Annotated in this window: 21 protein-coding genes; 8 read left to right on the top strand and 13 right to left on the bottom strand. The window is 66.0% G+C overall.

The window, feature by feature from the left end; all coding sequences use genetic code 11:
• Window positions 1–212: 212 nt before the first annotated feature.
• The 3 genes from GH815_RS05275 to GH815_RS05285 form a co-directional block, all read right to left on the bottom strand.
• On the bottom strand, window positions 213–1,709 hold the full coding sequence (locus tag GH815_RS05275) for a phosphomannomutase/phosphoglucomutase (protein WP_153747711.1): 1,497 nt from the start codon (window positions 1,707–1,709) through the stop codon (window positions 213–215).
• Between the two features lie 139 nt (window positions 1,710–1,848).
• Entirely contained in the window at window positions 1,849–2,475 is a 627-nt protein-coding gene (locus tag GH815_RS05280) for an acyl-homoserine-lactone synthase (protein WP_153747712.1), read from the bottom strand.
• 186 nt (window positions 2,476–2,661) lie between these two features.
• Window positions 2,662–3,273, bottom strand: coding sequence for a helix-turn-helix transcriptional regulator (locus GH815_RS05285; protein WP_153747713.1), 612 nt, complete (start codon window positions 3,271–3,273; stop codon window positions 2,662–2,664).
• A 129-nt stretch (window positions 3,274–3,402) separates the two neighbouring features.
• On the opposite strand from GH815_RS05285, the gene GH815_RS18815 reads away from it, so the two are divergent.
• The 4 genes from GH815_RS18815 to GH815_RS05305 all read left to right on the top strand — a co-directional run bounded on the left by GH815_RS18815 (window position 3,403) and on the right by GH815_RS05305 (window position 8,445).
• Window positions 3,403–3,864 carry an autoinducer binding domain-containing protein gene (locus tag GH815_RS18815; protein ID WP_170290296.1) on the top strand — a complete coding sequence of 154 codons (462 nt, stop codon included), beginning with the start codon at window positions 3,403–3,405 and terminating at the stop codon, window positions 3,862–3,864.
• Window positions 3,865–4,030: 166 nt separating this feature from the next.
• Window positions 4,031–5,860 carry a DUF3141 domain-containing protein gene (locus GH815_RS05295; protein WP_170290297.1) on the top strand — a complete coding sequence of 610 codons (1,830 nt, stop codon included), beginning with the start codon at window positions 4,031–4,033 and terminating at the stop codon, window positions 5,858–5,860.
• Window positions 5,857–7,251, top strand: a complete 1,395-nt coding sequence (locus GH815_RS05300) for a bifunctional enoyl-CoA hydratase/phosphate acetyltransferase (protein ID WP_153747716.1) — start codon at window positions 5,857–5,859, stop codon at window positions 7,249–7,251. Before GH815_RS05295 ends, GH815_RS05300 begins: the two co-directional genes overlap by 4 nt.
• A 3-nt stretch (window positions 7,252–7,254) precedes the next feature.
• On the top strand, window positions 7,255–8,445 hold the full coding sequence (locus tag GH815_RS05305) for an acetate/propionate family kinase (protein WP_153747717.1): 1,191 nt from the start codon (window positions 7,255–7,257) through the stop codon (window positions 8,443–8,445).
• Here GH815_RS05305 and GH815_RS05310 read toward each other — a convergent pair.
• Window positions 8,429–9,100 (bottom strand): ceramidase domain-containing protein, encoded by a 672-nt coding sequence (locus GH815_RS05310; protein ID WP_153747718.1) that lies wholly within the window; start codon window positions 9,098–9,100, stop codon window positions 8,429–8,431. The two genes, GH815_RS05305 and GH815_RS05310, sit on opposite strands and share 17 nt — an antisense overlap.
• A 74-nt stretch (window positions 9,101–9,174) precedes the next feature.
• Between GH815_RS05310 and GH815_RS05315 the strand changes: the two genes are divergently transcribed.
• Window positions 9,175–9,867 (top strand): metal-dependent hydrolase, encoded by a 693-nt coding sequence (locus tag GH815_RS05315; protein ID WP_153747719.1) that lies wholly within the window; start codon window positions 9,175–9,177, stop codon window positions 9,865–9,867.
• A 322-nt stretch (window positions 9,868–10,189) separates the two neighbouring features.
• Here GH815_RS05315 and GH815_RS05320 read toward each other — a convergent pair whose 3' ends face one another.
• Both GH815_RS05320 and GH815_RS05325 read right to left on the bottom strand, forming a co-directional pair.
• Window positions 10,190–10,909 (bottom strand): cytochrome b/b6 domain-containing protein, encoded by a 720-nt coding sequence (locus GH815_RS05320; protein ID WP_153747720.1) that lies wholly within the window; start codon window positions 10,907–10,909, stop codon window positions 10,190–10,192.
• A complete protein-coding gene (locus GH815_RS05325; protein ID WP_153747721.1) occupies window positions 10,902–12,539 on the bottom strand; it encodes a tetrathionate reductase family octaheme c-type cytochrome in 1,638 nt (545 codons plus the stop codon). The genes GH815_RS05320 and GH815_RS05325 overlap by 8 nt, the downstream gene beginning before the upstream one ends.
• A gap of 286 nt (window positions 12,540–12,825) precedes the next feature.
• Here GH815_RS05325 and GH815_RS05330 point away from each other — a divergent pair, with 286 nt between their 5' ends.
• The 3 genes from GH815_RS05330 to GH815_RS05340 are packed head-to-tail and all read left to right on the top strand — an operon-like array spanning window position 12,826 to window position 15,742.
• Entirely contained in the window at window positions 12,826–14,043 is a 1,218-nt protein-coding gene (locus GH815_RS05330) for an NAD-dependent epimerase/dehydratase family protein (RefSeq protein WP_153747722.1), read from the top strand.
• Entirely contained in the window at window positions 14,040–14,876 is an 837-nt protein-coding gene (locus GH815_RS05335; protein WP_407072163.1) for a glycosyltransferase, read from the top strand. Before GH815_RS05330 ends, GH815_RS05335 begins: the two co-directional genes overlap by 4 nt.
• On the top strand, window positions 14,873–15,742 hold the full coding sequence (locus GH815_RS05340) for an NAD-dependent epimerase/dehydratase family protein (protein WP_153747723.1): 870 nt from the start codon (window positions 14,873–14,875) through the stop codon (window positions 15,740–15,742). Before GH815_RS05335 ends, GH815_RS05340 begins: the two co-directional genes overlap by 4 nt.
• 4 nt (window positions 15,743–15,746) lie before the next feature.
• Here the strand turns inward: GH815_RS05340 and GH815_RS05345 are convergent, their stop codons facing one another.
• The 7 genes from GH815_RS05345 to urtA form a co-directional block, all read right to left on the bottom strand.
• Complete coding sequence (locus GH815_RS05345) at window positions 15,747–16,076, bottom strand: FmdB family zinc ribbon protein (protein ID WP_153747724.1); 330 nt, start codon at window positions 16,074–16,076, stop codon at window positions 15,747–15,749.
• 53 nt (window positions 16,077–16,129) lie between these two features.
• Complete coding sequence (fmdA, locus tag GH815_RS05350; protein WP_153747725.1) at window positions 16,130–17,359, bottom strand: formamidase; 1,230 nt, start codon at window positions 17,357–17,359, stop codon at window positions 16,130–16,132.
• A 32-nt stretch (window positions 17,360–17,391) separates the two neighbouring features.
• On the bottom strand, window positions 17,392–18,081 hold the full coding sequence (gene urtE / locus GH815_RS05355) for an urea ABC transporter ATP-binding subunit UrtE (RefSeq protein WP_153747726.1): 690 nt from the start codon (window positions 18,079–18,081) through the stop codon (window positions 17,392–17,394).
• A gap of 12 nt (window positions 18,082–18,093) precedes the next feature.
• Window positions 18,094–18,843, bottom strand: coding sequence for an urea ABC transporter ATP-binding protein UrtD (gene urtD / locus GH815_RS05360; protein WP_153747727.1), 750 nt, complete (start codon window positions 18,841–18,843; stop codon window positions 18,094–18,096).
• A gap of 9 nt (window positions 18,844–18,852) precedes the next feature.
• Window positions 18,853–20,034 carry an urea ABC transporter permease subunit UrtC gene (gene urtC / locus GH815_RS05365; protein ID WP_153747728.1) on the bottom strand — a complete coding sequence of 394 codons (1,182 nt, stop codon included), beginning with the start codon at window positions 20,032–20,034 and terminating at the stop codon, window positions 18,853–18,855.
• Between the two features lie 10 nt (window positions 20,035–20,044).
• Complete coding sequence (urtB, locus tag GH815_RS05370) at window positions 20,045–20,971, bottom strand: urea ABC transporter permease subunit UrtB (protein ID WP_153747729.1); 927 nt, start codon at window positions 20,969–20,971, stop codon at window positions 20,045–20,047.
• An 81-nt stretch (window positions 20,972–21,052) separates the two neighbouring features.
• Window positions 21,053–22,321 (bottom strand): urea ABC transporter substrate-binding protein, encoded by a 1,269-nt coding sequence (gene urtA / locus GH815_RS05375; protein WP_153747730.1) that lies wholly within the window; start codon window positions 22,319–22,321, stop codon window positions 21,053–21,055.
• Between the last annotated feature and the right edge of the window lie 43 nt (window positions 22,322–22,364).

Consider the following 22,364-nt stretch of genomic DNA (forward strand, 5'->3'; position numbering starts at 1 on the left):
GCTACGCTGGGTTTCTTGGCCGTTTTCCCGACACTGACGATTTTTCTGCCTGCATGAGAACGGGAAAACCACCTGTCATTTTAGACAGTCTCCGCACAAAAGGCCAGTCCCCGCGAAGCAGCGGGAATCGGGCACGGGACAGAGGCGCTTTGCTCGGCGAGAGATTGCCGAAAACCCGATGGCATCCAATCGGCACGTCCCCCCTGCCCCGGTCAAAGCCTCTGGTCGTAATCTCCAACGGCCGGTTCGGTGCGGATCACCGCGTCGAGATCGGCAAAGATCGCGCGCAATTCCTCCTCGCTCTCGGGGCTTTCGCAGACCACAACCAGATTGGGCGTGTTCGACGAAGCGCGCACCAGACCCCAGCCGCCGTTCTCAAGCATGACGCGCGCGCCGTTGACGGTGACGATATCGGAAATCGCCCGCCCGCCAAGGGGTTCGCCGCGCGCGCGCCGATCCTGAAGTTTCGCCACCAGCCGGTCGAGCACGGCATATTTCTCGGTATCGGCGCAAAAGGGCGACATGGTGGGCGAGGAAAAGGTCCGGGGCAATGCGCGGCGCAGGTCCGAGAGCGAGCGGCCGGGATTGCGGTCCATCAGCTTGCAGATCTCGACCGCCACCCGCATCCCGCAATCGTAGCCCCGCCCCACGGGACCGGCGAGGAAATAATGGCCCGATTTCTCGAAGCCCGCCAGCGCGCCGGTGGCATGAACGCGCCGCTTCATGTGGCTGTGGCCGGTCTTCCAGTATTCGGTGCTGGCCCCCAGCGCCCGCAATTCCGGGTCGCTGTGGTAAAGCCCGGTCGATTTCACATCGACCACGAATTTTGCACCGGGATACAATCTGGCATAGTCGCGCGCCAGGATCACGCCCATCTTGTCGGCGAAGATCTCCTCGCCCTCGTCATCGACCACGCCGCAGCGGTCGCCATCGCCGTCAAAACCCAGCGCCAGATCCGCGCCGCTTTCGCGGACCGCGCGGGCCATGTCGTGCAGCATCTCCATGGCTTCGGGATTCGGATTGTAGTTGGGGAAGGTGTAATCCAGATCGCAATGCAGCGGCACGACATCGACACCGATCCTGTCCAGAATCTCGGGCGCGAAATCCGAGGCGGTGCCATTGCCGGTGGCGCAGACCACTTTCAGCGGACGCGACATGCGGAAATCCGCGACAAGGTCGTGGATATACGCCTCGCGCACGCCATCCTCGCGCTGCCAGCCGCCACCGGGACGGGCCTCGCCCAGCCCGCCCAGCACGATATCGCGCAGCTCGGCCATTTCCTCGGGGCCATGGGTCAGCGGCCGTTCGAACCCCATCTTGACCCCGGTCCAACCATTCGGATTGTGGCTGGCCGTCACCATCGCAACGGCGGGCGCGTCAAGGTGGAACTGGCTGAAATAGGTCATGGGCGACAAGGCCGGGCCGATATCGCGCACCGTGATCCCCGCCTGCACCAGCCCCAGCATCAGCGCCTGCTTGATCGCCAGCGAATAGTCGCGATAGTCGTTGCCCACCGCAATTTCCGGCCGGATGCCGCGGCGCATCATCTGGGTTCCGAGCCCAAGCCCCAGGGCAGTCATTCCGGGCAGGTTGATTTCCTGCGGATAACGCCAGCGCGCATCGTATTCGCGAAAGCCCGTGGGCACGATCATCGGGTCACGCAGGAAATCCCAGGTGTTCGGGCGAACCTCGGCATGCGGTCTGGTCATCGGCGGCTCCCTGGCGCGCTGTGGCTTTGCGGGGCCGGTTTATCCGATGCCGCCGCTTCTGCCCATAGACCGAAAAGATAAGCCAATCCATCCGGCTGCGGATGGCAGCCGGGCAATGCGGAACGCCCGCGCGCCCGGATCAGGCGGCGCAATTCTCCCTGACCGGGGCGCGCGCCTCGCCGGCCAGACATGCGGGCATTGCGAGCACGGCGTAATTGCGGCCATCCTCGGAATTTCGATAGCTTTCGCCCAGTTGCCGCACGTCATAGCCAAGCTGCCGCAGCGCCCGCATCAAGGCCAGCGAGGACAGGCAGATCATCTGCGACGCCCCCCGCGCCCGGGCGATGCCGACCAGCCCATCGACGATCAGCCGCAGACATTCCGCCCGCTCGGCCCCGGTCTGAAGACTGTCGTCGATTACCAGACGGGTACATTCCCAGACGCCAGGGCTGGCAATGTCCTCGGGCATGATGCGGGGCGGGATATGCGGCAGCTTGCCCTGAAAGGCATCGCGCAGCATGTAGGTATGCGGTCCCCAGGTCGAGGTGGTGGGCATGGTCCGCGCTCCGCCGACCACGCGACCCTCGCGCAGCACGACCGAGTAATGGGCCTGCGGCGTGTCGTACTGGTCCATCTCGACGATCCCGTCATGGGGAACGTCCCAGCCCAGTTGATCGACAAAGACCCGTTTTCGCAGCGCGAGGAAATCATAGAACGCAGGACCGTGCCGGTGCAGATCGGCGAAGGTGAAGCTCAGGTTGTGCATGGGCGGCCTCTCTTGTGCTTGCCGCCGCAAGTCTGGGCAGAGCCGGAGAGGTCTATAAACCTTAAAGTTGTATCACGAAGGCGTCACACACCCTTCAGGCAAGTCATTGTTGCAGAAAGGAAAACGAATACAACCATTGGTTGTTTGTTGCCGACTGAATTCCCGCAGGAATCGCAACCCGCAGGGCTACAGGACGCCCCGGATCCGCGCGATCGACGCCGCCTGCGAGGGGGTTTGCGCCCCCAGCTTGCGCTTGGCATTGGACAGCCGCGCCTTGACCGCGCTCATCGAGATATCCAGCTCAGCCGAGATCTCCTTGAGCCGCATCCCGTTGGCCTGCATCCGCAGCGCCTCGGTCTCGGCGCGGGTCAGCTTGCGCGGCGGCACCCCGGCCTTGTGCAACTGGGTCACGATGGACAGCAACTCGCGCATCTCGACGACGTTGAAGGGCCGGTCATGCCGCACGAAATTGCCGTAACTGCGCCGCCCCTTTTCCTCGGTGCACAGCACGCTGGTCACCGCGCCATGGCGCAGCCCGTGGCGTCGCGCCTCGCGCAGAACGCCGCGGGGATCGTCGATGCCCATCAGATCCCACGAGGTGACGCCGGTATTGGAGTAGACCCATTTCATCACGGGATCATGCACCACAAGCCCGTGCAGGGTGTAATGCTCGACCCAGTCATCGGGCAGGCGGTTCAACTCCTCGGCCGGATAGGAAAAACCGACGCGCAACGCAACGTAGCAGCCCCCGGGGGCAAGCTCGTTCAGGCGGTCGGAAAATCTCTTGATCAGGCTCATCAGGGGGTATGCGTCCTGTGTTCAATTACCGCGCCGAAACGTGTAATGGACCTTCCTAACAGGTGGCATCACAGAAAGCCACTCAACTTTTACGCGAGGGCGCGAAACATCATGGACCGGGTAAGGAAAGTGGCCGAGCTGCTGTCCAGAATGGATCAGGTTTGCGACACGGGTTTCGCACTTGCCATCCACATTCGTTTCACGCGCCCGCTCCTGCTTTATCAAAGCTATCATCGGGCGTGGAGCGATTTCTATTCCGAGAACGGCCTGATGCTGACCGATCCCGTCGTGCGCTGGGGGCTCGAGAATACCGGCGTCCTGCTCTGGGACGATCCTGAACTTGACGATCCGGCCGACGTCGTGGCGCTGGCGCGCAAGCACGGGCTGCGCAATGGCGTAACGGTATCCACCGGGGCGCGGGCCTCGCGCACGATTTCGGGCCATACACGGTCAACGGGGCCGTTCACCGCCGACGAGATCGCGCATCTGCAATGCCTGGTCGAGACGGTACATGAGGTGACCGAGGGGCTTGATGCCCTCGACGCCCCCGAGATGCAGGCGCTGCGCGCGCTCGATTTCTCGCGGCCCTGACCGCGTCGCAGTCCCGTTACGCAGATCGCTTAACGCTCTGCGTGCAATGCCGAACGCCAGCGGATATGCTCGCCGCGCGTCAGGACAGGGAGGGTGCGGTGCGCGGAAATTGCGGAAAGCCTTGCGGCACGCGGCGGGGATGCGGCGCTTGCATGGGGAACGCGCGATGACGGGGCGCGGGCTTGCCCCTTTCGATCCGTTCGGGCTTGGCCGCAGCGCCTGGCGGGTGAACGCGGTCGCGCTGGGCCATGCCGGGGAAATCGCCCGCGATCAGGGCGAGCGCTGGCAGGCGGCATGGGCGCAGACCGCAACCGTGATGCGCGCGGCGCGGATGAGCGGGCGGCATGCGACGGCGGCCGACTGGGCCGGGCATTGGCGCGACTATCTGCGCGATTCGGCCGAACGCGGGGTGCTGGCTGCCGACATCCTGCGCGAGCGTGCCGACGCCCTGCGCGCGGCCGAGGACGAGGGCGCGCCCCCTGCCCTGCCCCATGCGCAAGAGCCGGTGATGGATGCCGAGACGCTGGCGCGGCCCTGCAATGCGCGGCTGGTACGTCTGCTGCCCGCCAAGGCGCCCGAACCGGCTGCGCGGCCCGTGCTGCTGATCGCGCCGCGTGCGGGCGGGGCTGACGGGTTGCAGGGCGCGGCGGCGGCGGCGCTGGCCGCCGGGCTGCCGGTCTATGCAGCCGGTTTTGCCCGCCAGCCGGTGCCGGGTCAGACCATGGCCGATGTGATCGACGCGCTGGCCGCCTTTGCCGCCGCAATTGCCCGCCGTCACCCCGACGCACCCGCGCCGCTGGTGCTGGGCCAGGGGCCGGGCGGCGGGCTGCCGCTGGCTCTGGCCGCCGCCCATCCCGGGACGCCGGGGCTGGTGCTGCTGGATGCGGTGGCGCTGGCGCCGGGGCGGCCGGGCACCGGGGGGGCGCTGGCCGGGATGCTGTCCGATCTGGGCGGTGGGCTGTTCGACGGGGCGACGCCTGCGCTGGCGGCCATGCTGGACGATCCGCATGGCGGCTGGCTGCGCCCGCTGGCCACGATCCTGGCCGAGGCCGACCGCGCCGGGCCGCGCGTCACCGAGGCGGCGCGCCGGGGTGGCGGCCCCGCCCTGCTGACCGCAGAGGAGGCGCGCTGGGCCGCCGCAGCGCTGCCGCCGGGCGATCTGCTGGCGCGCAACGCCTTGGCATTGGCGCCGGGCCGTCCGCTCGATCTGCGCGCGATTTCGGTGCCGGTGCTGATCTGCCTGCGCCCGGGCGATCCCGCCGCCCGCCCGGCCGAGGTGCTGGGTTGGCTTTCCGGTACCCACGGCGACGCCGACGCGATCCGCGTCGCGGGCCAGCGCGTCGTGCTGCTGGACCATGCCGAGGCGCGGCCGGGGCTGGTGCTGGCGGGCCGGGTGGGCGAACGCCCCGCGCTTGATGCAATCGCGGCACTTGCACCGGGGCTGTACCGGATGAGTGTCGAGGCGATCGAGGGGCGTGGGTCTGCGCGGCGGGCCGTGCTGTCGCTCGCTCCCTGCGCGCTGGATGGCCCGGATGCTAACGCCCCGACCCATGCCGCCGCCGCCCGCGCGCTGCGCATGCAGGCCGAAAGCTACGAGGCGTTCGCCCCTGCCCTGCGCGCCACCATCGCCCCGCCGCTGGCCGACGCCTCGCGCGCGCTGCACCCGCTGCGGCTGGGCCGGGCGGCGCTGTCCTCGCAGAACCCCCTGCTTGGACCGGTCAAACCCGCCGCCGCGCGCCTGCGCGAAACGCGCCAGCCCGCGCCGCCCGACAACCCCTTTCTCTGGATGGAGCGGATGGGGTTCGAACTGGCCGGGCAATGGCTGGATCTGGGCACCGCGATGCGCCGGGCCGCCATCGAGACCGGCTTTCACGCAGTCTGGGGCAATCCCTGGATGCGTGCCTTCGGCGCCTTCGCGCCCGCCCCCGCAGCACCCGAAGCCCAGGCCGCCCCGGTCCGCAGCCGGACCCAGCCCACGGAGACTGCCGCCGAATGAATGTTCAGGAAAACCGGGTATTTGGCGAGGTCGCCATCGGCGACAGCGCCGAGGTGGTGCGGATCTGTACCGAGGATGATTTCTACGTCTTCGCGACGGCATCGGGCAATCACAACCCGATGCATCTGGCGGGGCTTGATGGCGATGGGGATGGCACGGTCGAGGCGGTGGCCCCGGCGATGTGGGTCGCCTCGCTGGTTTCGGCGGTGATCGGCAATATCCTGCCCGGGGCGGGGGCGCTTTACCGGGCGCAATCGCTGCGCTTTCTGGCCCGTGCCCATGCCGGGGACGAACTGGTGGCGCGGGTGCGCGTGACCGAAAAGCGGCCGCCCGACGGGCTGGTGATGGCGACCGAGGTGGTGCGGAAATCCGACGGCGCAACGATCCTGAGCGGCGAGGCCGAGGTGCAGGCGCCCGCGCGCAAGATGCGCTTCGACGATCTGGAGATCCCCGGCCTGCTGATCGAGCGGCACCGCCATTTCGACGCGATCATCGCCCGCGCCGAGCCCCTGCCGCCGCTGCCGACCGCCGTTGTCGCGCCCGAAGAGCCCAATTCGCTGGGCGGCGCGCTTCTGGGGGCGCGACACACCATTATCGCGCCAATCCTGGTCGGCGATCCGACCAGGATCGCGGCGGCGGCAGACGCGCTGGGGGCGTCGCTGGACGGCATCGAGATCGTCGCGGCGCCCGATCATGCGGCTGCGGCCCGTCTGGCGGTCGATCTGGTGGCGCAGGGCCGGGCGGCGGCGCTGATGAAGGGGCATCTGCATACGGATGTGCTGCTCAAGGCGGCGCTGCGCAAGGAAAACGGGCTGCGCGCGGGCCGTCGCTTTACCCATGTCTTCGTGATGGATGTGCCGGGCGTGGCGCATCCGCTGCTGGTCACCGATGCCGCGATCAACATCGCACCCGATCTGCGCACCAAGATGGATATCGTGCAGAACGCCATCGACCTTGCGCGCTCGATCGGGATCGACGAGCCCAAGGTGGGGGTGCTGTCGGCGGTCGAGACGGTGAACCCCGACATCCCCTCATCGCTTGATGCCGCGCTGCTGTCGAAGATGGCCGAGCGCGGGCAGATCACGGGCGGGATCGTCGACGGGCCGCTGGCGATGGACAATGCCGTGGACATCGCGGCCGCCCGCACCAAGGGCATCCTCGGCCCGGTCGCGGGCCGGGCCGAGGTGCTGGTGGTGCCCAATATCGACGCGGGCAACATGCTGGCCAAGCAGTTGACCCATATCTCGCATGCCGAGGGGGCGGGGGTGGTGATGGGGGCGCTTGTGCCGATCATCCTGAACTCGCGCGCCGATGACGACAAGGCGCGGCTGGCCTCCTGCGCGGTGGCGGCGCTGCATGATGCGCGGCTGCGCGGGCGGCTGGCGGAGTAGGCCATGGCGGATGTGCTGACGCTGAACGCGGGGTCGTCGTCGCTGAAATTCGGGCTGTTCGAACTGGGCGGCCCCGGCGCCGAGCCCGCGGCCCGCATCCTGGGCGAGATCGACCGGATCGGCAACGGGACGCAGATGCGGGCGCGGACTGCCGAGGGCGCGGTGCTGGCGGACGCGCCGCTGCCGCCCGGGGACGCGGCCGATCACGCCGGGGCGCTGGCGCATGCGCTGGACCTGATCGCGCGGGTCCGCCCCGATGCCCGGATCGCCGCGGTCGGCCATCGCGTGGTGCATGGCGGCCCCGATCACGCCGCGCCGGTCCGGCTGACGCCCGAGGTTCTGGCGGCGCTGGCCCGGCTGGAACCGCTTGCACCGCTGCACCAGCCGCACAACCTGGCGGGCGTGCGCGCGGCGCTGGCGGCCTTTCCGCAGGCGGTGCAGGTCGCCTGTTTCGACACCGCCTTTCACCGCCATCACCCCTGGGTGAACGATACGTTCGGGCTGCCGCGGGCCTATTACGACAAGGGTGTTCGGCGCTACGGCTTTCACGGGCTGAGCTATGACTACATCGCCGGGCGGCTGGCCGGGCTTGCGCCGCATCTGCATGCCGGGCGGGTGATCGTCGCGCATCTGGGCAACGGGGCGTCGATGTGCGGGATGATCGGCGGGCGGTCCATCGCCTCGTCGATGGGATTCTCGGCGCTGGACGGGCTGCCGATGGGCACGCGCTGCGGCCAGCTTGACCCCGGCGTGGTACTTTACCTGATGCAGCACGAGGGCATGGGCGCGGCCGAGATTGCCGATCTGCTGTATCGCCAATCCGGGCTTCTGGGGCTGTCGGGGCTGTCGCATGACATGCGCGAACTGGAAGCCGCGGGGACCGACACCGCGCGGCAGGCCATCGGCTATTTCGTCTTCCGCATCCGCCGCGAACTGGGCGGGCTGGCGGCGGCGCTTGGCGGGCTTGATGCGCTGGTCTTCTGCGGCGGCATCGGCGAGCACTCGGCCCATATCCGGCAAAAGGTCTGCGAGGGCATGGGCTGGATCGGCATGGAACTGGACGAGAGCCGCAACCTTGGCAGCGAAACCGTCATCAGCACCGATCTCAGCCGCGTGCGCATCCTCGTCATCCCGACCGACGAGGAAATCGTCATCGCACGGGCGGCACGCGATCTGGTCACCCCGCCCGGCTGACGCCGTCCGCGCCTGCGCATGCGGCATGGTAGCGGCGATGGACCTCGATCATCCAGCCCAGCATCGCGGCGTTCAGGATGTGCCACAGGAAATGCGTCCCCAGGGGCAGCACCGCGCAAAGCGGTTCGTCCAGCGTGCGGAAGGTCAGCGACAGCACCAGAAGCCCGCCGCCGATCGCCAGCCCCCGTGCCGTTTCGGGCGCCCGCCGCGCCAGCAGCCCCGCATGGATCAGGATCAGCAGCGCCACCGGCGCATAGCCCGCGGATGAGCCCAGAAAGCCAAGCTGCCCGAACAGCCAGCCCGCCCCCGCCGCATAGGGCAGAAACAGCGCCGTCAGCCCCAGCGCGGGCCATCTGCCCAGACCCCAGAAATCCCGATGCGCCGCATAAAGGTAAAGCAGGATGAAACCCAGGATCGGCAGGACATCCGCCATCGCCGCCCAGAGCGTCGCATGGGTGTGGAACAGGAAGCTGCCCAGCCCGATCACCGCCAGCACGACACACAAGGCCCGGCCCAGCACCAGCCCGCGCGTCCGCCGCCACATCACCGCCGCCGCGATCAGGAAGGCCGCGTTCGTCACCGCGTTCACCGGTTCCGACCAGTATCCTGCATCCGTGCGTTCGCAATAGGCGTTCACCTGGGCCATCCAGTCCATGGAAATTGCCTCCCGCTCTGCTAGTCTTGCCCCCGACCTAGGCCGCAGGGCCGCCAATTCACAGGGAGGCAGACATGAAAATCACCTGGCTCGGCCATTCCGGCTTTCGCATCGAGATCGCAGACCGGATCCTGCTGGTCGATCCCTGGCTTGCCGGCAATCCCATGTTTCCCGCCGAACGCCGCGCCGAGGCGATTGCGGGCGCCACCGATATCCTTGTCACCCATGGCCATTTCGACCACATGGCCGATGCCGTCGCGATTGCGCGCGAATTGTCGATCCCCTGCGTCGGCATCTACGACCTGATGAGCTGGTGGGAGGAAAAGGAGGGCATCGCCACCATCGGCTTCAACAAGGGCGGCACCGTGACGCTGGGCGAGGTGCGCGTCACCATGGTCAACGCCACGCATTCCTCGTCGGTTTCGGGGCCGCACGGGCCGGTCTATACCGGCACCGAATCCGGTTTCATGATCTCGGGCGAGGGTCATACGATCTATGTTTCGGGCGATACCGATGTCATGGCCGACATGGAGGTGTTCAACGACCTGCACGCCCCCGATATCGGCATCCTCTGCGCGGGGGGGCATTTCACCATGGACATGAAACGCGCCGCCTATGCCGCCCGCACCTTCTTTGACTTCCGCATGGTGATCCCCTGCCATTACCGCACCTTCCCGGTTCTGGAACAGAACGCCGACGCCCTGCGCCAGGGCCTGCCCGACGTCAAGGTGGTGGAACCCGAAGTGCTGGTGCCAATCGAGATCTGAGCGGTCCGGGGAGGGACGGAGGTTGCAAGGAGCCCTTCTCAGACCTTGGTGGAAGGCGCAGCATTCTTTCCGCAGGGCAGAGAGCGGTCATTCGATGCGCTTGGGCGCGAATGTCCAATGTCGGCTCCGGGCACTCGCCTCTGGCCGTTGCCACTTCAGCGCGGACGATGTCGTGATCGCAGGGCGCTGTGAACCGCCCCGGGTTTACCGGAGAGTAAAACACTCAAAGGATGAGCCCTATGACGAAGCAGAGATTCACCCCCGCCTATCCTGCCGAACTGCGCGAACGCGGTGTTCGGCTTTTTCCCTCCCTGACGGCCGTTCAGTCGATCAGGCGCCAGGTCTCGTGCCGTTCGAGATAGGCTTCCTGTTCGGGGGTCAGGGCGACCTTTTCGGTGCCGGTGATCATCGGGCGCACGCCGTCGCGGAAGGAATGGCCGATGGTCAGCAGATAGATGTGCAGGATCACGAAGCCCGACACGATCCAGGCCACCGCCAGGTGGATATTCGCCACCACCTCCAGCCAGAACGAGGCATTGGGCAGCGTTTCCCAGAAATTGTAGGTCAGATAGATCAGCCCCGTGCCCCAGACCAGCGGGAAGACCACCGTCTTCAGCGCGGAATAGGCCAGCGTCTGCAACGGGTTCAGCCGCTGGGCCAGGCTTTTCTGATAGGGGTGGTGTTCGCCCTTGAACACGCCATAGGCATAGTAGCGCGCCACCGCGATCAGCCCGAAGACGCGCGGCAGGAACACCTTCCAGTTGCCCGTGGTGACCAGCCAGAAGGTCGCAAAGACCCATAGAAGCAGCAGCGCCAGCGCAACGATCATGTGCAGCCGCACGGCCAGTTCGAAGCCGATCAGGCTGTGCCAGCCGTTCATCGCCAGCCCCGTGAACATCAGGATCACGATGGACCCCGCCTGCGACCAGTGCCAGAGCCGCTCGAAGCGGGGATAGATCAGCACCTCGCGTTCGGCGCAGTCGGGGCATGGCGTCAGGCCGCGTTCAAAGGGCGCGGGGGGTTTGGCGAGTGCGTCAGTCATGGCGTCCTCCCTTTCCGCCGCGGGTGATCAGCCGCAGCACCGTATGAAGCATCACGCCCGAGGCCATCGCGAGGAAGACGGCCATGCCGATCAGCGCGCCGGGACTTTTCGGGTTCGAGCCCGGCATGTAGACCCCCGCGATCCCGGCCAGCCGCCCCTGCGGCGCATGGCAGTCGCGGCAATCCAGCGCATCGCGGGCCGGGGCCACCATATGGGTGATCGGCCAGTACATATGCGTATCGACGAAGCCGAATTGCCCGGAATATTCGGCGCCCGCGGCCGCCATCCCCGCCTCGATCGCCTTGGCCCAGTCGAAATTGGTCCAGTAGGCACTGTCGGTGGTCGGCCCCCAGACATTGGAATAGACCAGCCGGTTGAGCCCGGCATCATAGGCCTGCCGCCCCTCCATCCGCTTGAACGGCCAGATCCGCGAACGGCCATCCTGCGGGCTGCCCTCGACGCGGTTGATCTCGACCACCTCTGTCGGGTCGATCTCGCGGTCGGCCAGGGTGTAATCGACCTGACCGTTGAACCAGGCGTAATGCGGCACGACATTCTCGCCCCAGTCAAAGGCGCCCTTGGTGGTCAGATAGGTGTGCAGCGCGCTGCCATCGCCCTGAACATACTCCTCCTCGTGCATCGGCTTGCCGTCCGGCCCCATCCGGCCCGCCACGGACCAGTCCCAGCGGGTCTTGGTGGCGATGCCGCCGCGGGCGAAGCTGGGGATGTGGCAGGTCTGGCAGGCGATGCGGTCGACATGGTCGTTCAGCTTCATTCCCGTGACCGACAGCGTCTTGTGCGGCGCGGTGCCATGGCAGCTTTCGCAGGTCGCGACATCGGTGCGGATCATGCCGGGCTTGCCGGTGCCCTCGGTATCCATCGCGTGAACGTCATAGCGCGAGCCGGCAAAGATGTGCTTGTCGGAATGGTGGCAGGTCGAACAGGTGAAGTTCCCGCCCTCGGGCGACATGTGGACATCGACATCGAGCGCGGGATGGAACAGGGCGGAACTGAGATCGCCATGTTTCACGTTGTCCCCGCCGCCGCCGTAGAAATGGCACGAGCCGCAATTCTCGCGCCCGGGCGCGCCCACGCTTTGCGCGGCTTCCTTCAGGTCCACCGCCCAGGCATCGGCGCCGGTGATGGTCTTGCCCCGGGCTTCGAGCGGCGGATGACCGGCGGCGGAATCGAGCTTGGTGTATTGCCCCGAAGTGTCATGGCAGACCAGACAATCGACCGCCGACGCCTCGCTGGGCGGAGGTTCGCTCATGTCGGTCCAGCCATAGCCGGTATGGCACGAGGTACAGCGCGGTTCGTTCGAGGCCACCGTGCCGCAGAACGAGTTCACGACATGGCTCTTGCCGAGGATCTGGCCGGTCGAGGGATTCTCGAACTCCCATTTCCAGTGGATCGAATGCTTGACCTGGGTCGCGGCCTCGGTGTGGCAGGACAGGCAGGCCGCCGTCACCTCGGGGCCAGAGGTGAATTCCCGCTGCAATTCCTTGAGCTTGGAGTGATCCGTAGTACTTTGCGAAAGCTGCGGGGCCTGCCCCTGCGCCAGGGCGCCAAGCGTCCCCGCAAGCCCCAGAAGCATTGCCAGCAGAACCGCGCGCAAACCTGCCTTGCCCATCCATGTCCCCCCTCGGATCACGGGGCGCGGAACGCATGCGCCCCCATGTATTCCAAGGTATACATACGACAAAACATTACTCTTAGAAACAGCTTATAATCGTTACAGGCGGCGACACTCGGTCGCAGGGGCCGCGGGACTGGAAAGGAGGCGGCGTTTGTGGCCAAATCGGCGCAGCGGGCGCGGTGACACAAAAGCTTCAAGAGAAAGCGGGAAAAGGCCCTCGTGACTGCACCTGTGCGGGGACGGCATGCGCGCCCTGCCCCCACTCCGAAAGGAAAGCTCTATGAAGATTGCGGTTCTTGGCGGCGACGGGTTCTGCGGCTGGCCGACCTCTCTGCATCTGTCCGACATGGGCCACGAGGTCCATATCCTCGACAATCTCAGCCGCCGCTGGATCGACGCCGAACTCGGCGTGCAGTCGCTGACGCCGATGGATTCGATCCAGGAACGCTGCCGGGTCTGGAAAGAGGTCTCGGGCCAGACGATCCGGTTTCACCTGATCGACCTGGCCAAGGAATATTACCGCCTGCGCGACTGGCTGGCCGAGGAACGCCCCGACGCGATCATCCATTTCGCCGAGCAGCGCGCCGCGCCCTATTCGATGATCTCGGACCGCCACAAGATCTATACCGTCGACAACAACATCAACGCGACCCACAACCTGCTGGTGGCGATGGTGGAAACCGGCATCGACGCGCATCTGGTGCATCTGGGCACGATGGGGGTCTATGGCTATTCGACGATCGGCGCACCGATCCCCGAGGGCTATCTGGATGTCAATATCGACACGCCGGCGGGCGCCAAGGGGATGGAGATCCTCTATCCCACGCGGCCCGGCTCGGTCTATCACATGACCAAGTCGCTGGATCAGATCCTGTTCCAGTTCTACGCCCAGAATGACGGGCTGCGCATCACCGACCTGCATCAGGGCATCGTCTGGGGCACCAATACCGACCAGACAAGGCGCCATCCGCAACTGATCAACCGTTTCGATTATGACGGCGATTACGGCACGGTGCTGAACCGCTTTCTTGCGCAGGCGGCCATCGATTATCCGCTGACGGTTCATGGCACGGGCGGCCAGACGCGCGCCTTCATCCATATCCAGGATACGGTGCGCTGCGTCGCGCTGGCGCTGGGCGATGCGCCCCAGGCCGGGGACCGGGTAAAGATCTTCAACCAGATGACCGAAACGCATCGGGTGCGCGATCTGGCGGAACTAGTATCGAAACTCACCGGGGCACGGATCGCCTGGTTGCCGAACCCGCGCAAGGAGGCGGCCGAGAACGAACTGGTGGTCAGGAACGACCATTTCCTCGATCTCGGGCTTCAGCCGATCACCTTGCAGGAGGGTCTGCTGGAGGAAGTGGTCGAGATCGCCCGCAAGTTCGCCCATCGCGTCGACCGCTCGCGCGTGCCCTGCGTCTCGGCCTGGACCAAGGACATCGCGGCGCGCGTCGTGCATGATGTCGAGGGCAAGCAGCTCAAGTCGGTATCGTGACCGAGGGGCTGCGCCCCGCCCGGCCGGCAAGCGCGCCACACGCCTTTGTCACCCTTGTCACCAACGCGGATTTCGCGTTGGGGGCAAAGGCGCTGGTGCGCTCGCTCGGGCAGACCGGCACGGCGGCCGATATCTGCGTGTTGCATACCGGCGGCGTGGGCGATGCCGATCTGGCGCCGCTGGCCGATCTGGGCGCGCGTCTAGTGGAAACGGACCTCTTGCCGACCTCGGACGCGTTCAACGCCGCCCACGCGAAGGATCGCATCCACGGCCTCGCCCCCTTCACCAAGGGGACCAAGCCCGCCTTCCACACACCGCTCGACAATTTCTGTAAGCTGCACCTGTGGCAACTCGACTACAGCCGGGTGATCTTTCTTGACGCCGACACGCTGGTACTGCGCCCCATCGACCGGCTGTTCGACTATCCCGAGCTTTGCGCGGCCCCTAATGTCTATGAAAGCCTTTCCGATTTCCACCGGATGAATTCGGGCGTGTTCACCGCGCGGCCGAACCCCGAAACCTTTCAACGGATGCTGGCCCGGTTGGACGCGCCCGGCGCGTTCTGGCGGCGCACCGACCAGACCTTTTTGCAGGAGTTCTTTCCCGACTGGCACGGGCTGCCGGTCTTTGACAACATGCTGCAATATGTCTGGCTCAACCTGCCCGAATTGTGGTCCTGGTCCGACATCCGGGTGCTGCATTTCCAGTATGAAAAGCCGTGGCAGGACCATGCCAAGGCCGACCGCCTGCGCCCGCTGATTGAGCTGTGGCGCGCCTATGAGCGGGGCGCGGATATTCCCGATCCCGCCACCCTGCCCGGCCCCGCGCCATGAGCCTGGCCGTCACCGGCGCAACGGGGCTGGTCGGGCGTTTCTTCGTCGAGGAGGCGTTGGCGGCGGGCGAGGCGGTCACCGTGCTGACCCGCACCCCGCCCGCGCCCGGCTTCTTTTCCGGCCCGGTCACGCATCGGACCTATGCGCTGGGCGACCGGCCCGATCTGGCCGAGGTCGCGGCGGTGATCCATTGCGCCTTTGCCCATGTGCCCGGGCGCTATCGGGGCGGCGAGGGCAATGACCCCGAGGGCTTTCTGGCGGCCAATCTGGCAGGCTCGGTCGCGCTGTTTCAGGCGGCGCGGGACGCGGGCGTGCGGCATATGCTGTTCCTGTCGAGCCGCGCGGTGCAGGACGGCTGGCCCTTGGGGGCCGAGTTGACCGACGATCTGCCCGCAAGGCCCGACACGCTTTACGGCGTGGTCAAGGCGCGGGCCGAGGATGCGCTGTTCGCGCTGGCAGGCCCGGGTTTCGTGCCGGTATCGCTGCGGGCGACGGGGGTCTACGGGCCGCCGGGGCCGGGGCAGCGGCACAAATGGGCCGATCTTTTCGACGATTTCCGCGCAGGCCGCCCCATCGCGCCGCGCCGGGGCACCGAATTGCACGGCGCCGATCTGGCCGCTGCTGCCCGGCTGATCCGCGCCGCCCCGGCCGAGGCGGTGGCGGGCTGCGCGGTGAACCTGTCGGACATCCTGCTTGACCGGCACGATCTGCTGGCGCTGGTGGCCCGGGCCGAGGGGATCGGCCATCCCCTGCCCCCGCACAGCGAGGCCCCGGTCAGCGCGCTGCGTTGCGACCGGGCCAGCGCGCTGGGCTGGCGGCCGGGCGGAATGGACCGGCTGCGCACCAGCCTGCCCGCCCTGCTCTGAGCGCTCAGTGCGAGATCATCCAGGGGCGCTTGGCCGGAAAACTCTTGGACCCGTCCGGGCGGTGCAGCGTGCCGCTGTTCTTCTTGGCGCCGCCCGAACAGCAGCCACAGCCCGGCCCGTGGCCCGAGCGTTTCGGCTCGTGGCGGGCGCGTTCGTTGGTCTCATGCGCCTTGCGGGTGGCGGCGCCCACGATGGCCAGCTTGGGCGGCGTGAACAGCGCGCGCGGCGCGGAGCCGCCGCAATCGGGACAGGCGGTGGGCTTGTCGTAATCGGCCATTGCGGCAAAGCCGGTGAAGGGGCCGCAGGTATCGCAGCAGTAATCGTAATAGGGCATCTTTCACTCCGCTCGGGAAAGGGGCCGCGACGCGCGCCGCGGCCCCGGTCATGTCACAGATCGGGCGCCAGCGGCACGTCGATCGAGCCATCAAGGAACCTGGTCGGCCCGGCGCTGCCCGGCTTGATGTCGAAGGCAAAGATGTCGGTCGGCAGCCAGAGCGTTGCGCAGGCATTGGGGATGTCGACCACGCCCGAGATATGCCCCTGCACCGGCGCGGTGCCGAGGATCGCATAGGCCTGTGCGCCCGTATAGCCGAATTTCTTGAGATATTCGATGGCGTTGAGGCAGGCCTGGCGATAGGCGATATGGACGTCGAGGTAATGCTGCTTGCCCTGTTCGTCGACGGAAATCCCCTCGAAGATCAGGTAGTCGTCATATTTCGGCGCGATGGGCGAAGGCTTGAAGATCGGGTTCCGGATCCCGTATTTCGCCACGCCGTCCTTGATGAGATCGACCTTCAGATGCAGCCAGCCCGCCATCTCGATGGCGCCGCAGAAGGTGATCTCGCCATCGCCCTGGCTGAAATGCAGGTCGCCCATCGAAAGCCCTGCGCCATCCACATAGACGGGGAAGTAGATCTTGCAGCCGCGGCTGAGATCCTTGATGTCGCAATTGCCGCCATGCTCGCGCGGCGGCACGGTGCGGGCACCCTCGGCGGCGGCCTTGTCGCGGGCCTCGCCGGTCAGCTTGCCCATATGGGCGGACTGGGTGTTGGGCAGCGCTGCCAAGGGGGGCACGCGGGCCGGATCGGTGTCGAACAGCGCCTTTTCGCGGCTGTTCCACATGTCCAGCATCTTGCGGTCGGGCAGACAGCCGATCAGGCCGGGATGGATCAGCCCCGCATATTTCACCCCCGGCACATGGCGCGACGAGGTGAACATGCCGTGGAAATCCCAGATCGACTTCTGCGCCTCGGGGAAATGCTCGGTCAGGAAGCCGCCGCCATTCTTCTTGGAGAAGAAGCCGTTGAAGCCCCAGAGCATTTCCTCCTTGGCGCCGATATCGAGGATCTCGACCACCAGAAGATCGCCGGGCTTGGCGCCCTTCACGCCGACGGGACCGGACAGGTAATGCACCTGTTCCAACTCGACATCGCGCACGTCGGAGGCATCGTCATTGTTGAGGATCTGGCCGCCGGTCCAGTCATAGGTCTCGATCTTGAACTCGTCGCCGGGCTCGACCCAGACGGCGATGGGGATGTCGGGGTGCCAGCGGTTGTGCACGCAGTCATTCGTGTGCGGGCTTTCGCCGAGGTTCACCGAGATCAGGGTATCAGCCATGGTCTTCCTCTCTTTCTGCCAGGGTTGAAGGGTCAAACGGACAGGAACTTTGCGACCTTCGCCTCGTCGATGCCGTCGCGCGGGCTGTCATGGACGAAGGTGCCGTTCTCGATCACCAGCACGCGGTCGGCGACGTCCAGGGCAAAGCTCAGCACCTGTTCCGAGACGACGATGGACAGGCCGCGCTGGTCGCGGATGCGGCGCAGGGTGCGGGCCATCTCGCGGATGATGTTGGGCTGGATGCCCTCGGTCGGCTCGTCCAGCAGCAGCACCTTGGGGTCCGAGGCCAGCGCGCGGGCAATCGCAAGCTGCTGCTGCTGGCCGCCCGACAGGTTGCCGCCGCGGCGCGACTTCATCTCCAGCAGCACCGGAAAGAGTTCGTAGATATCGCCCGGCACCTCTTTCCTGCCGGTGACGGTCAGGCCGGTCTCGACATTTTCCTGCACCGTCATGGCGGAAAAGATCATCCGGCCCTGCGGCACATAGCCGATGCCGCTGGCCACGCGCTGGTGCGATTTCAGCCCCGTGACCTCGGTCTCGCCCACGCGCACGCTGCCGCCGGTGGCCGGCACGATGCCCATCAGCGTCTTCATCAGCGTGGTCTTGCCCATGCCGTTGCGGCCCATGATCGCGACGATCTCGCCCGGCGCGACGTTCAGGTGCAGCCCGTGCAGGATTTCCGACTGGCCATAGGCGGCATGCAGGTCGGTGACGTTCAGCATCTTTCGCCCTCCTCAATGGCCCAGATAGACTTCGATGACCTTGGGATCGTTCTTGACCTTGTCCATCTTGCCCTCGGACAGGGTCTTGCCCTGGTGCAGGACGGTGACGCGGGTCGCGATATCCTCGACAAAGCCCATGTCATGCTCGATCACGATGACCGAGCGGTGGTCGATGATGCGGTTCAGAAGCTCTGCGGTCTTCTTGCGCTCGGCCACCGACATGCCGGCAACGGGTTCGTCCAGCATCAGAAGTTCGGGATCCTGGATCAGCAGCATCCCGATTTCCAGCCATTGCTTCTGGCCATGGCTGAGAAAGGCGGCCTTTTCGTCCAGCAGATCGGCCAGAAAGATCGTCTCGGCGATCTCCTCGATCCGCGCCTTGACCTCGGCATCGCGGCGGAAGAACAGCGAGCCGAAGACCGAATGGCCGCGCGGATAGCTGAGTTCGAGGTTCTCGAAGACGCTGAGATCCTCGTAGACCGAGGGCGTCTGGAACTTGCGGCCCACGCCGGCCAGAACGATCTGGTCCTCGCGCATGGTCAGCAATTCCTGGTCCTTGAACCGGACCGAGCCGCTTGTGGCCCTAGTCCGGCCGCAGATCAGGTCCAGAACGGTGGTCTTGCCCGCACCGTTCGGCCCGATCATCACCCGGCATTCGTTGGGCTCGACATAGAAGGTCAGCCCGTCCACCGCCTTGAACCCGTCGAAGGAGACGGTCAGATCCTCGACCGACAGTACGAAACTGGTCTGATGAATTGACATGGGATCACCTCACTCGGCTGCGGCCTTGGCCGCCGGGCGGTCCGGGGCCGATGCGGAATTGGCGGGGACCGGCGCGGCGGGGGGCGTGGCCCCTGCCCCGCGACCGGCGAACAGCTTGCGCAGGCGCGGCCTGACCTGTTCGGACCAGAGCCCGGCAAGCCCGTTCGGAAAGAACATCACGACCGCGATGAACAGCGCGCCGAGGCCCAGAAGCCAAAGTTCGGGGAAGCTTTCCGAAAGCGTGGTCTTGGCCCAGTTGACCAGAAGCGTACCATAAACCGCGCCCAGGATCGACAGGCGCCCCCCCACGGCGGCAAAGATCACCATCTCGATCGAGGGCACGATGCCGACCAGCGTGGGCGACATGAAGCCGACCTGAAGGGTGAACATCGCGCCGCCGATGCCAGCGAAGGCCGCGCCAAGGCAGAAGACGAAGACCTTGAAGCTGGCCACGTCATAGCCCGAGAAACGCACCCGGTCCTCCTGGTCGCGCATGGCGATCAGCAGGCGGCCCAGCTTGGAGCGGCGGACATATTGCGCGGCGAAGAGGCAGGCGAAGAGCAGCCCCGCATTGACGAAGTAGAGGATTTCCTTGGCCTCGTCGCTGCGGATGTCCCAGCCCTTTAGCGTGCGCAGGTCGGTGATGCCGTTGACCCCGCCGGTAAAGCCCTGCTGGCCGATGATGAGAATGGTCAGGATCGCGGCGATGGCCTGGGTGATGATCGCGAAATAGACGCCCCCCACCCGGCGGCGGAACATCGCGACCCCGATGATGAAGGCGAAGGCCACCGGCACCGCCACCACCGCGACCAGCGTGAAGGCCAGCGAGTTGAACGGCTCCCACCACCAGGGCAGCGCGGTGACCTGGTTCCAGTCCATGAAGTCGGGGATGCCCGGCGTGGACTGGATCGCGGTCGCCTCGGGCGTCGAGGCTTCGAGCTTGAGGAACATCGCCATGGCATAGCCGCCAAGCCCGAAGAACACCCCCTGCCCGAGGCTGAGGATTCCCCCAGCCCCCCAGCAGAGCACAAGGCCGATGGCGACGAAGGCATAGGACAGGTACTTGCCGAACAGGTTCAGCCGGAAGCTGTCCAGCGCCATCGGCAGGATCAGGAAGATCACTGCGGCGAGCAGGCCGAAATAGATCGCCTCTTCGCGGGTCAGGAAGCGGGTCTTGCGGTCGCTTTGCATGGGTCTTCCCTCACTTGCGGAGTTTAAGGGCGAACAGGCCCTGCGGGCGCAGCATCAGGATGCCGACGACCACCAGAAGCGTGATGACCTTGGCCATCGAGCCCGAGAGGAAGAATTCGAGGACGGATTGCGCCTGGCTGATCGTGAAGGCCGAGGCGATCGTGCCCAGAAGGCTGCCCGCGCCGCCGAAGACGACCACGAGGAAGGTATCGACGATGTAAAGCTGGCCCGAGGTCGGCCCGGTCGAGCCGATCATGGTGAATGCCGATCCCGCCACGCCCGCAATCCCGCAGCCGATGCCGAAGGTCAGCCGGTCGGTGCGTTCGGTATTGATGCCGACCGCACCGGCCATCACCCGGTTCTGGTTGATCGCGCGCACCTGCTGGCCCCAGCGCGAGCGGAACATCAGCGCATAGATAGAAACCGAGATCCCGACCGCCAGCACCATGACGAAGAGCCCATTGATCGGCACCTCGATCATGTCGGTCAGCGGCAGCGAGCCCATCATCCAGTTCGGAATGGTGACGCCCACCTCGCGCGCGCCAAAGACCGAGCGGTAGATCTGTTGAAGGATCAGGCTCAGCCCCCAGGTCGCCAGCAGCGTGTCCAGCGGGCGGCGATAAAGATGCCGTATCAACCCCCATTCCACCAGCATCCCCAGCGCACCCGAGGCGAGGAAGGCCAGCACCATCGCGACGAAGAAATAGATCGAGAACAGGTCGGGCAGATGCGTGGCGAAGGCGTTGGACACCAGATAGGTGACATAGGCGCCGAGGATCATGAACTCCCCATGCGCCATGTTGATGACGCCCATCTGGCCGAAGATGATCGCCAGACCCAGCGCCATCAGCACGAAGACCGAGAACAGTATCAGACCGGCGAAGCCCTGCATCGCGAAGATCGCGGTGAGCTCGCCCGCGGAATAGCCGGCAAACATCGGAAATCCTCCAGGCACGGGAAGGTAGGGGGAACGCGGCCCGGACAGCGGGACTTCTGCCGGGCCGCGCGGGTGCGCCGCTTACTGGTAGCCTTCCGGGAACGGATCGGGCTCGACCAGATCGGCGGTCTCGAAGACCACGTCATATTGCCCGTCCGCCCGGGCCCGGCCGACGCGGGTCTTGGACCACAGGTGATGGTTCTCGTGGATCTTGACATAGCCCTCGGGCGCGGTCGGAAGCTCGATGCCGGGCGAGGCCTCGCGTACCTTGTCGATGTCGAAGCTGCCCGCCTTCTCGACCGCCGCCTTCCACAGCCACGGCCCCAGATAGGCGGCTTGCGTCACGTCGCCGATCACCATGTCGGCGCCCCACATCTTCTTGAACGCATCGACAAAGGCGATGTTGTTGGGATTGTCGAGCGACTGGAAGTATTTCATGCAGGCATAGGAGCCTTCGACATTCTCGCCGCCGATGCCGCGGATCTCGTCCTCGGTGACGGAGATCGTCAGCACGATGGGCGATTCCTTGGTCGGGTCGATGCCCGCGGCCTTGAGCTGCTTGTAGAAGGCCACGTTCGAGCCGCCGACGACGATGGCATAGATCACGTCGGGCTTGCGCAGCTTGATCTTGTTGATGACCGAATTGAACTGCGTGTGGCCGAGCGGGTAGTATTCCTCGCCCACGACCTCGCAGCCCTCCATGAAGTTCTCGATATGCTTGCGGGCGATCTTGTTCGAGGTGCGCGGCCAGATATAGTCCGAGCCCAGCAGGTAGAAGCTTTTCGCGCCCTTGGTCTGGTTGACCCAGTCGAGCCCGGCAATGATCTGCTGGGTGGCTTCCTGGCCCGTGTAGATCACGTTCGGCGACTGTTCGAGCCCCTCGTAGAAGGTGGGATAGTAGAGCATGCCGTTATGCTGTTCGAACACAGGCAGCACCGCCTTGCGGCTGGCCGAGGTCCAGCAGCCCATGACGGAGGCCACCTTGTCGTTGACCAGCAGCTTGCGCGCCTTTTCGGCGAATGTCGGCCAGTCCGAGGCGCCGTCTTCCTGGATGAACTGTATCTTGCGGCCCAGCACGCCGCCCATCGCGTTGATCTGCTCGATGGCCAGTTTCTCGGCCTGGACCGAGCCGGTTTCCGAGATCGCCATGGTGCCCGTGACCGAATGCAGGATGCCGATGGTCACCGTGCTGTCGGTGACGGCAAGCCCGGTCGTGTTGACCGCGGCAGTCGGGAAGTCCTGGGCGCGCAGCCCCCTCGGCGCAAACAGCGATGCGGTCAGCGCGGCACCGCCGGCCAGAACGGCGCGCCGGCTCATGCCCGGCATGGTGGGTTTGGAAAAATCGGTCATCTCGCCTCCTTGTCAGATCAGACTGGTCCGTGTGTGGGAGAGC

Origin of the sequence: Rhodovulum strictum, from assembly GCF_009649175.1 — a bacterium.
GTDB classification, from domain to species: domain Bacteria; phylum Pseudomonadota; class Alphaproteobacteria; order Rhodobacterales; family Rhodobacteraceae; genus Rhodovulum; species Rhodovulum strictum.

Coding starts and splice junctions, on each gene's coding strand:
- GH815_RS05295 (WP_170290297.1), top strand. CDS start 4,031: ATGACGGGGCGCGGGCTTGCCCCTTTCGATCCGTTCGGGCTTGGCCGC.
- urtC (WP_153747728.1), bottom strand. CDS start 20,034: ATGCAAAGCGACCGCAAGACCCGCTTCCTGACCCGCGAAGAGGCGATC.
- GH815_RS05320 (WP_153747720.1), bottom strand. CDS start 10,909: ATGACTGACGCACTCGCCAAACCCCCCGCGCCCTTTGAACGCGGCCTG.
- GH815_RS05300 (WP_153747716.1), top strand. CDS start 5,857: ATGAATGTTCAGGAAAACCGGGTATTTGGCGAGGTCGCCATCGGCGAC.
- GH815_RS05310 (WP_153747718.1), bottom strand. CDS start 9,100: ATGGACTGGATGGCCCAGGTGAACGCCTATTGCGAACGCACGGATGCA.
- urtA (WP_153747730.1), bottom strand. CDS start 22,321: ATGACCGATTTTTCCAAACCCACCATGCCGGGCATGAGCCGGCGCGCC.
- urtE (WP_153747726.1), bottom strand. CDS start 18,081: ATGCTGAACGTCACCGACCTGCATGCCGCCTATGGCCAGTCGGAAATC.
- GH815_RS05285 (WP_153747713.1), bottom strand. CDS start 3,273: ATGAGCCTGATCAAGAGATTTTCCGACCGCCTGAACGAGCTTGCCCCC.
- GH815_RS05305 (WP_153747717.1), top strand. CDS start 7,255: ATGGCGGATGTGCTGACGCTGAACGCGGGGTCGTCGTCGCTGAAATTC.
- GH815_RS05345 (WP_153747724.1), bottom strand. CDS start 16,076: ATGCCCTATTACGATTACTGCTGCGATACCTGCGGCCCCTTCACCGGC.
- GH815_RS05325 (WP_153747721.1), bottom strand. CDS start 12,539: ATGGGCAAGGCAGGTTTGCGCGCGGTTCTGCTGGCAATGCTTCTGGGG.
- GH815_RS05280 (WP_153747712.1), bottom strand. CDS start 2,475: ATGCACAACCTGAGCTTCACCTTCGCCGATCTGCACCGGCACGGTCCT.
- fmdA (WP_153747725.1), bottom strand. CDS start 17,359: ATGGCTGATACCCTGATCTCGGTGAACCTCGGCGAAAGCCCGCACACG.
- urtD (WP_153747727.1), bottom strand. CDS start 18,843: ATGTCAATTCATCAGACCAGTTTCGTACTGTCGGTCGAGGATCTGACC.
- GH815_RS05315 (WP_153747719.1), top strand. CDS start 9,175: ATGAAAATCACCTGGCTCGGCCATTCCGGCTTTCGCATCGAGATCGCA.
- GH815_RS05330 (WP_153747722.1), top strand. CDS start 12,826: ATGAAGATTGCGGTTCTTGGCGGCGACGGGTTCTGCGGCTGGCCGACC.
- urtB (WP_153747729.1), bottom strand. CDS start 20,971: ATGTTTGCCGGCTATTCCGCGGGCGAGCTCACCGCGATCTTCGCGATG.
- GH815_RS05275 (WP_153747711.1), bottom strand. CDS start 1,709: ATGACCAGACCGCATGCCGAGGTTCGCCCGAACACCTGGGATTTCCTG.
- GH815_RS05340 (WP_153747723.1), top strand. CDS start 14,873: ATGAGCCTGGCCGTCACCGGCGCAACGGGGCTGGTCGGGCGTTTCTTC.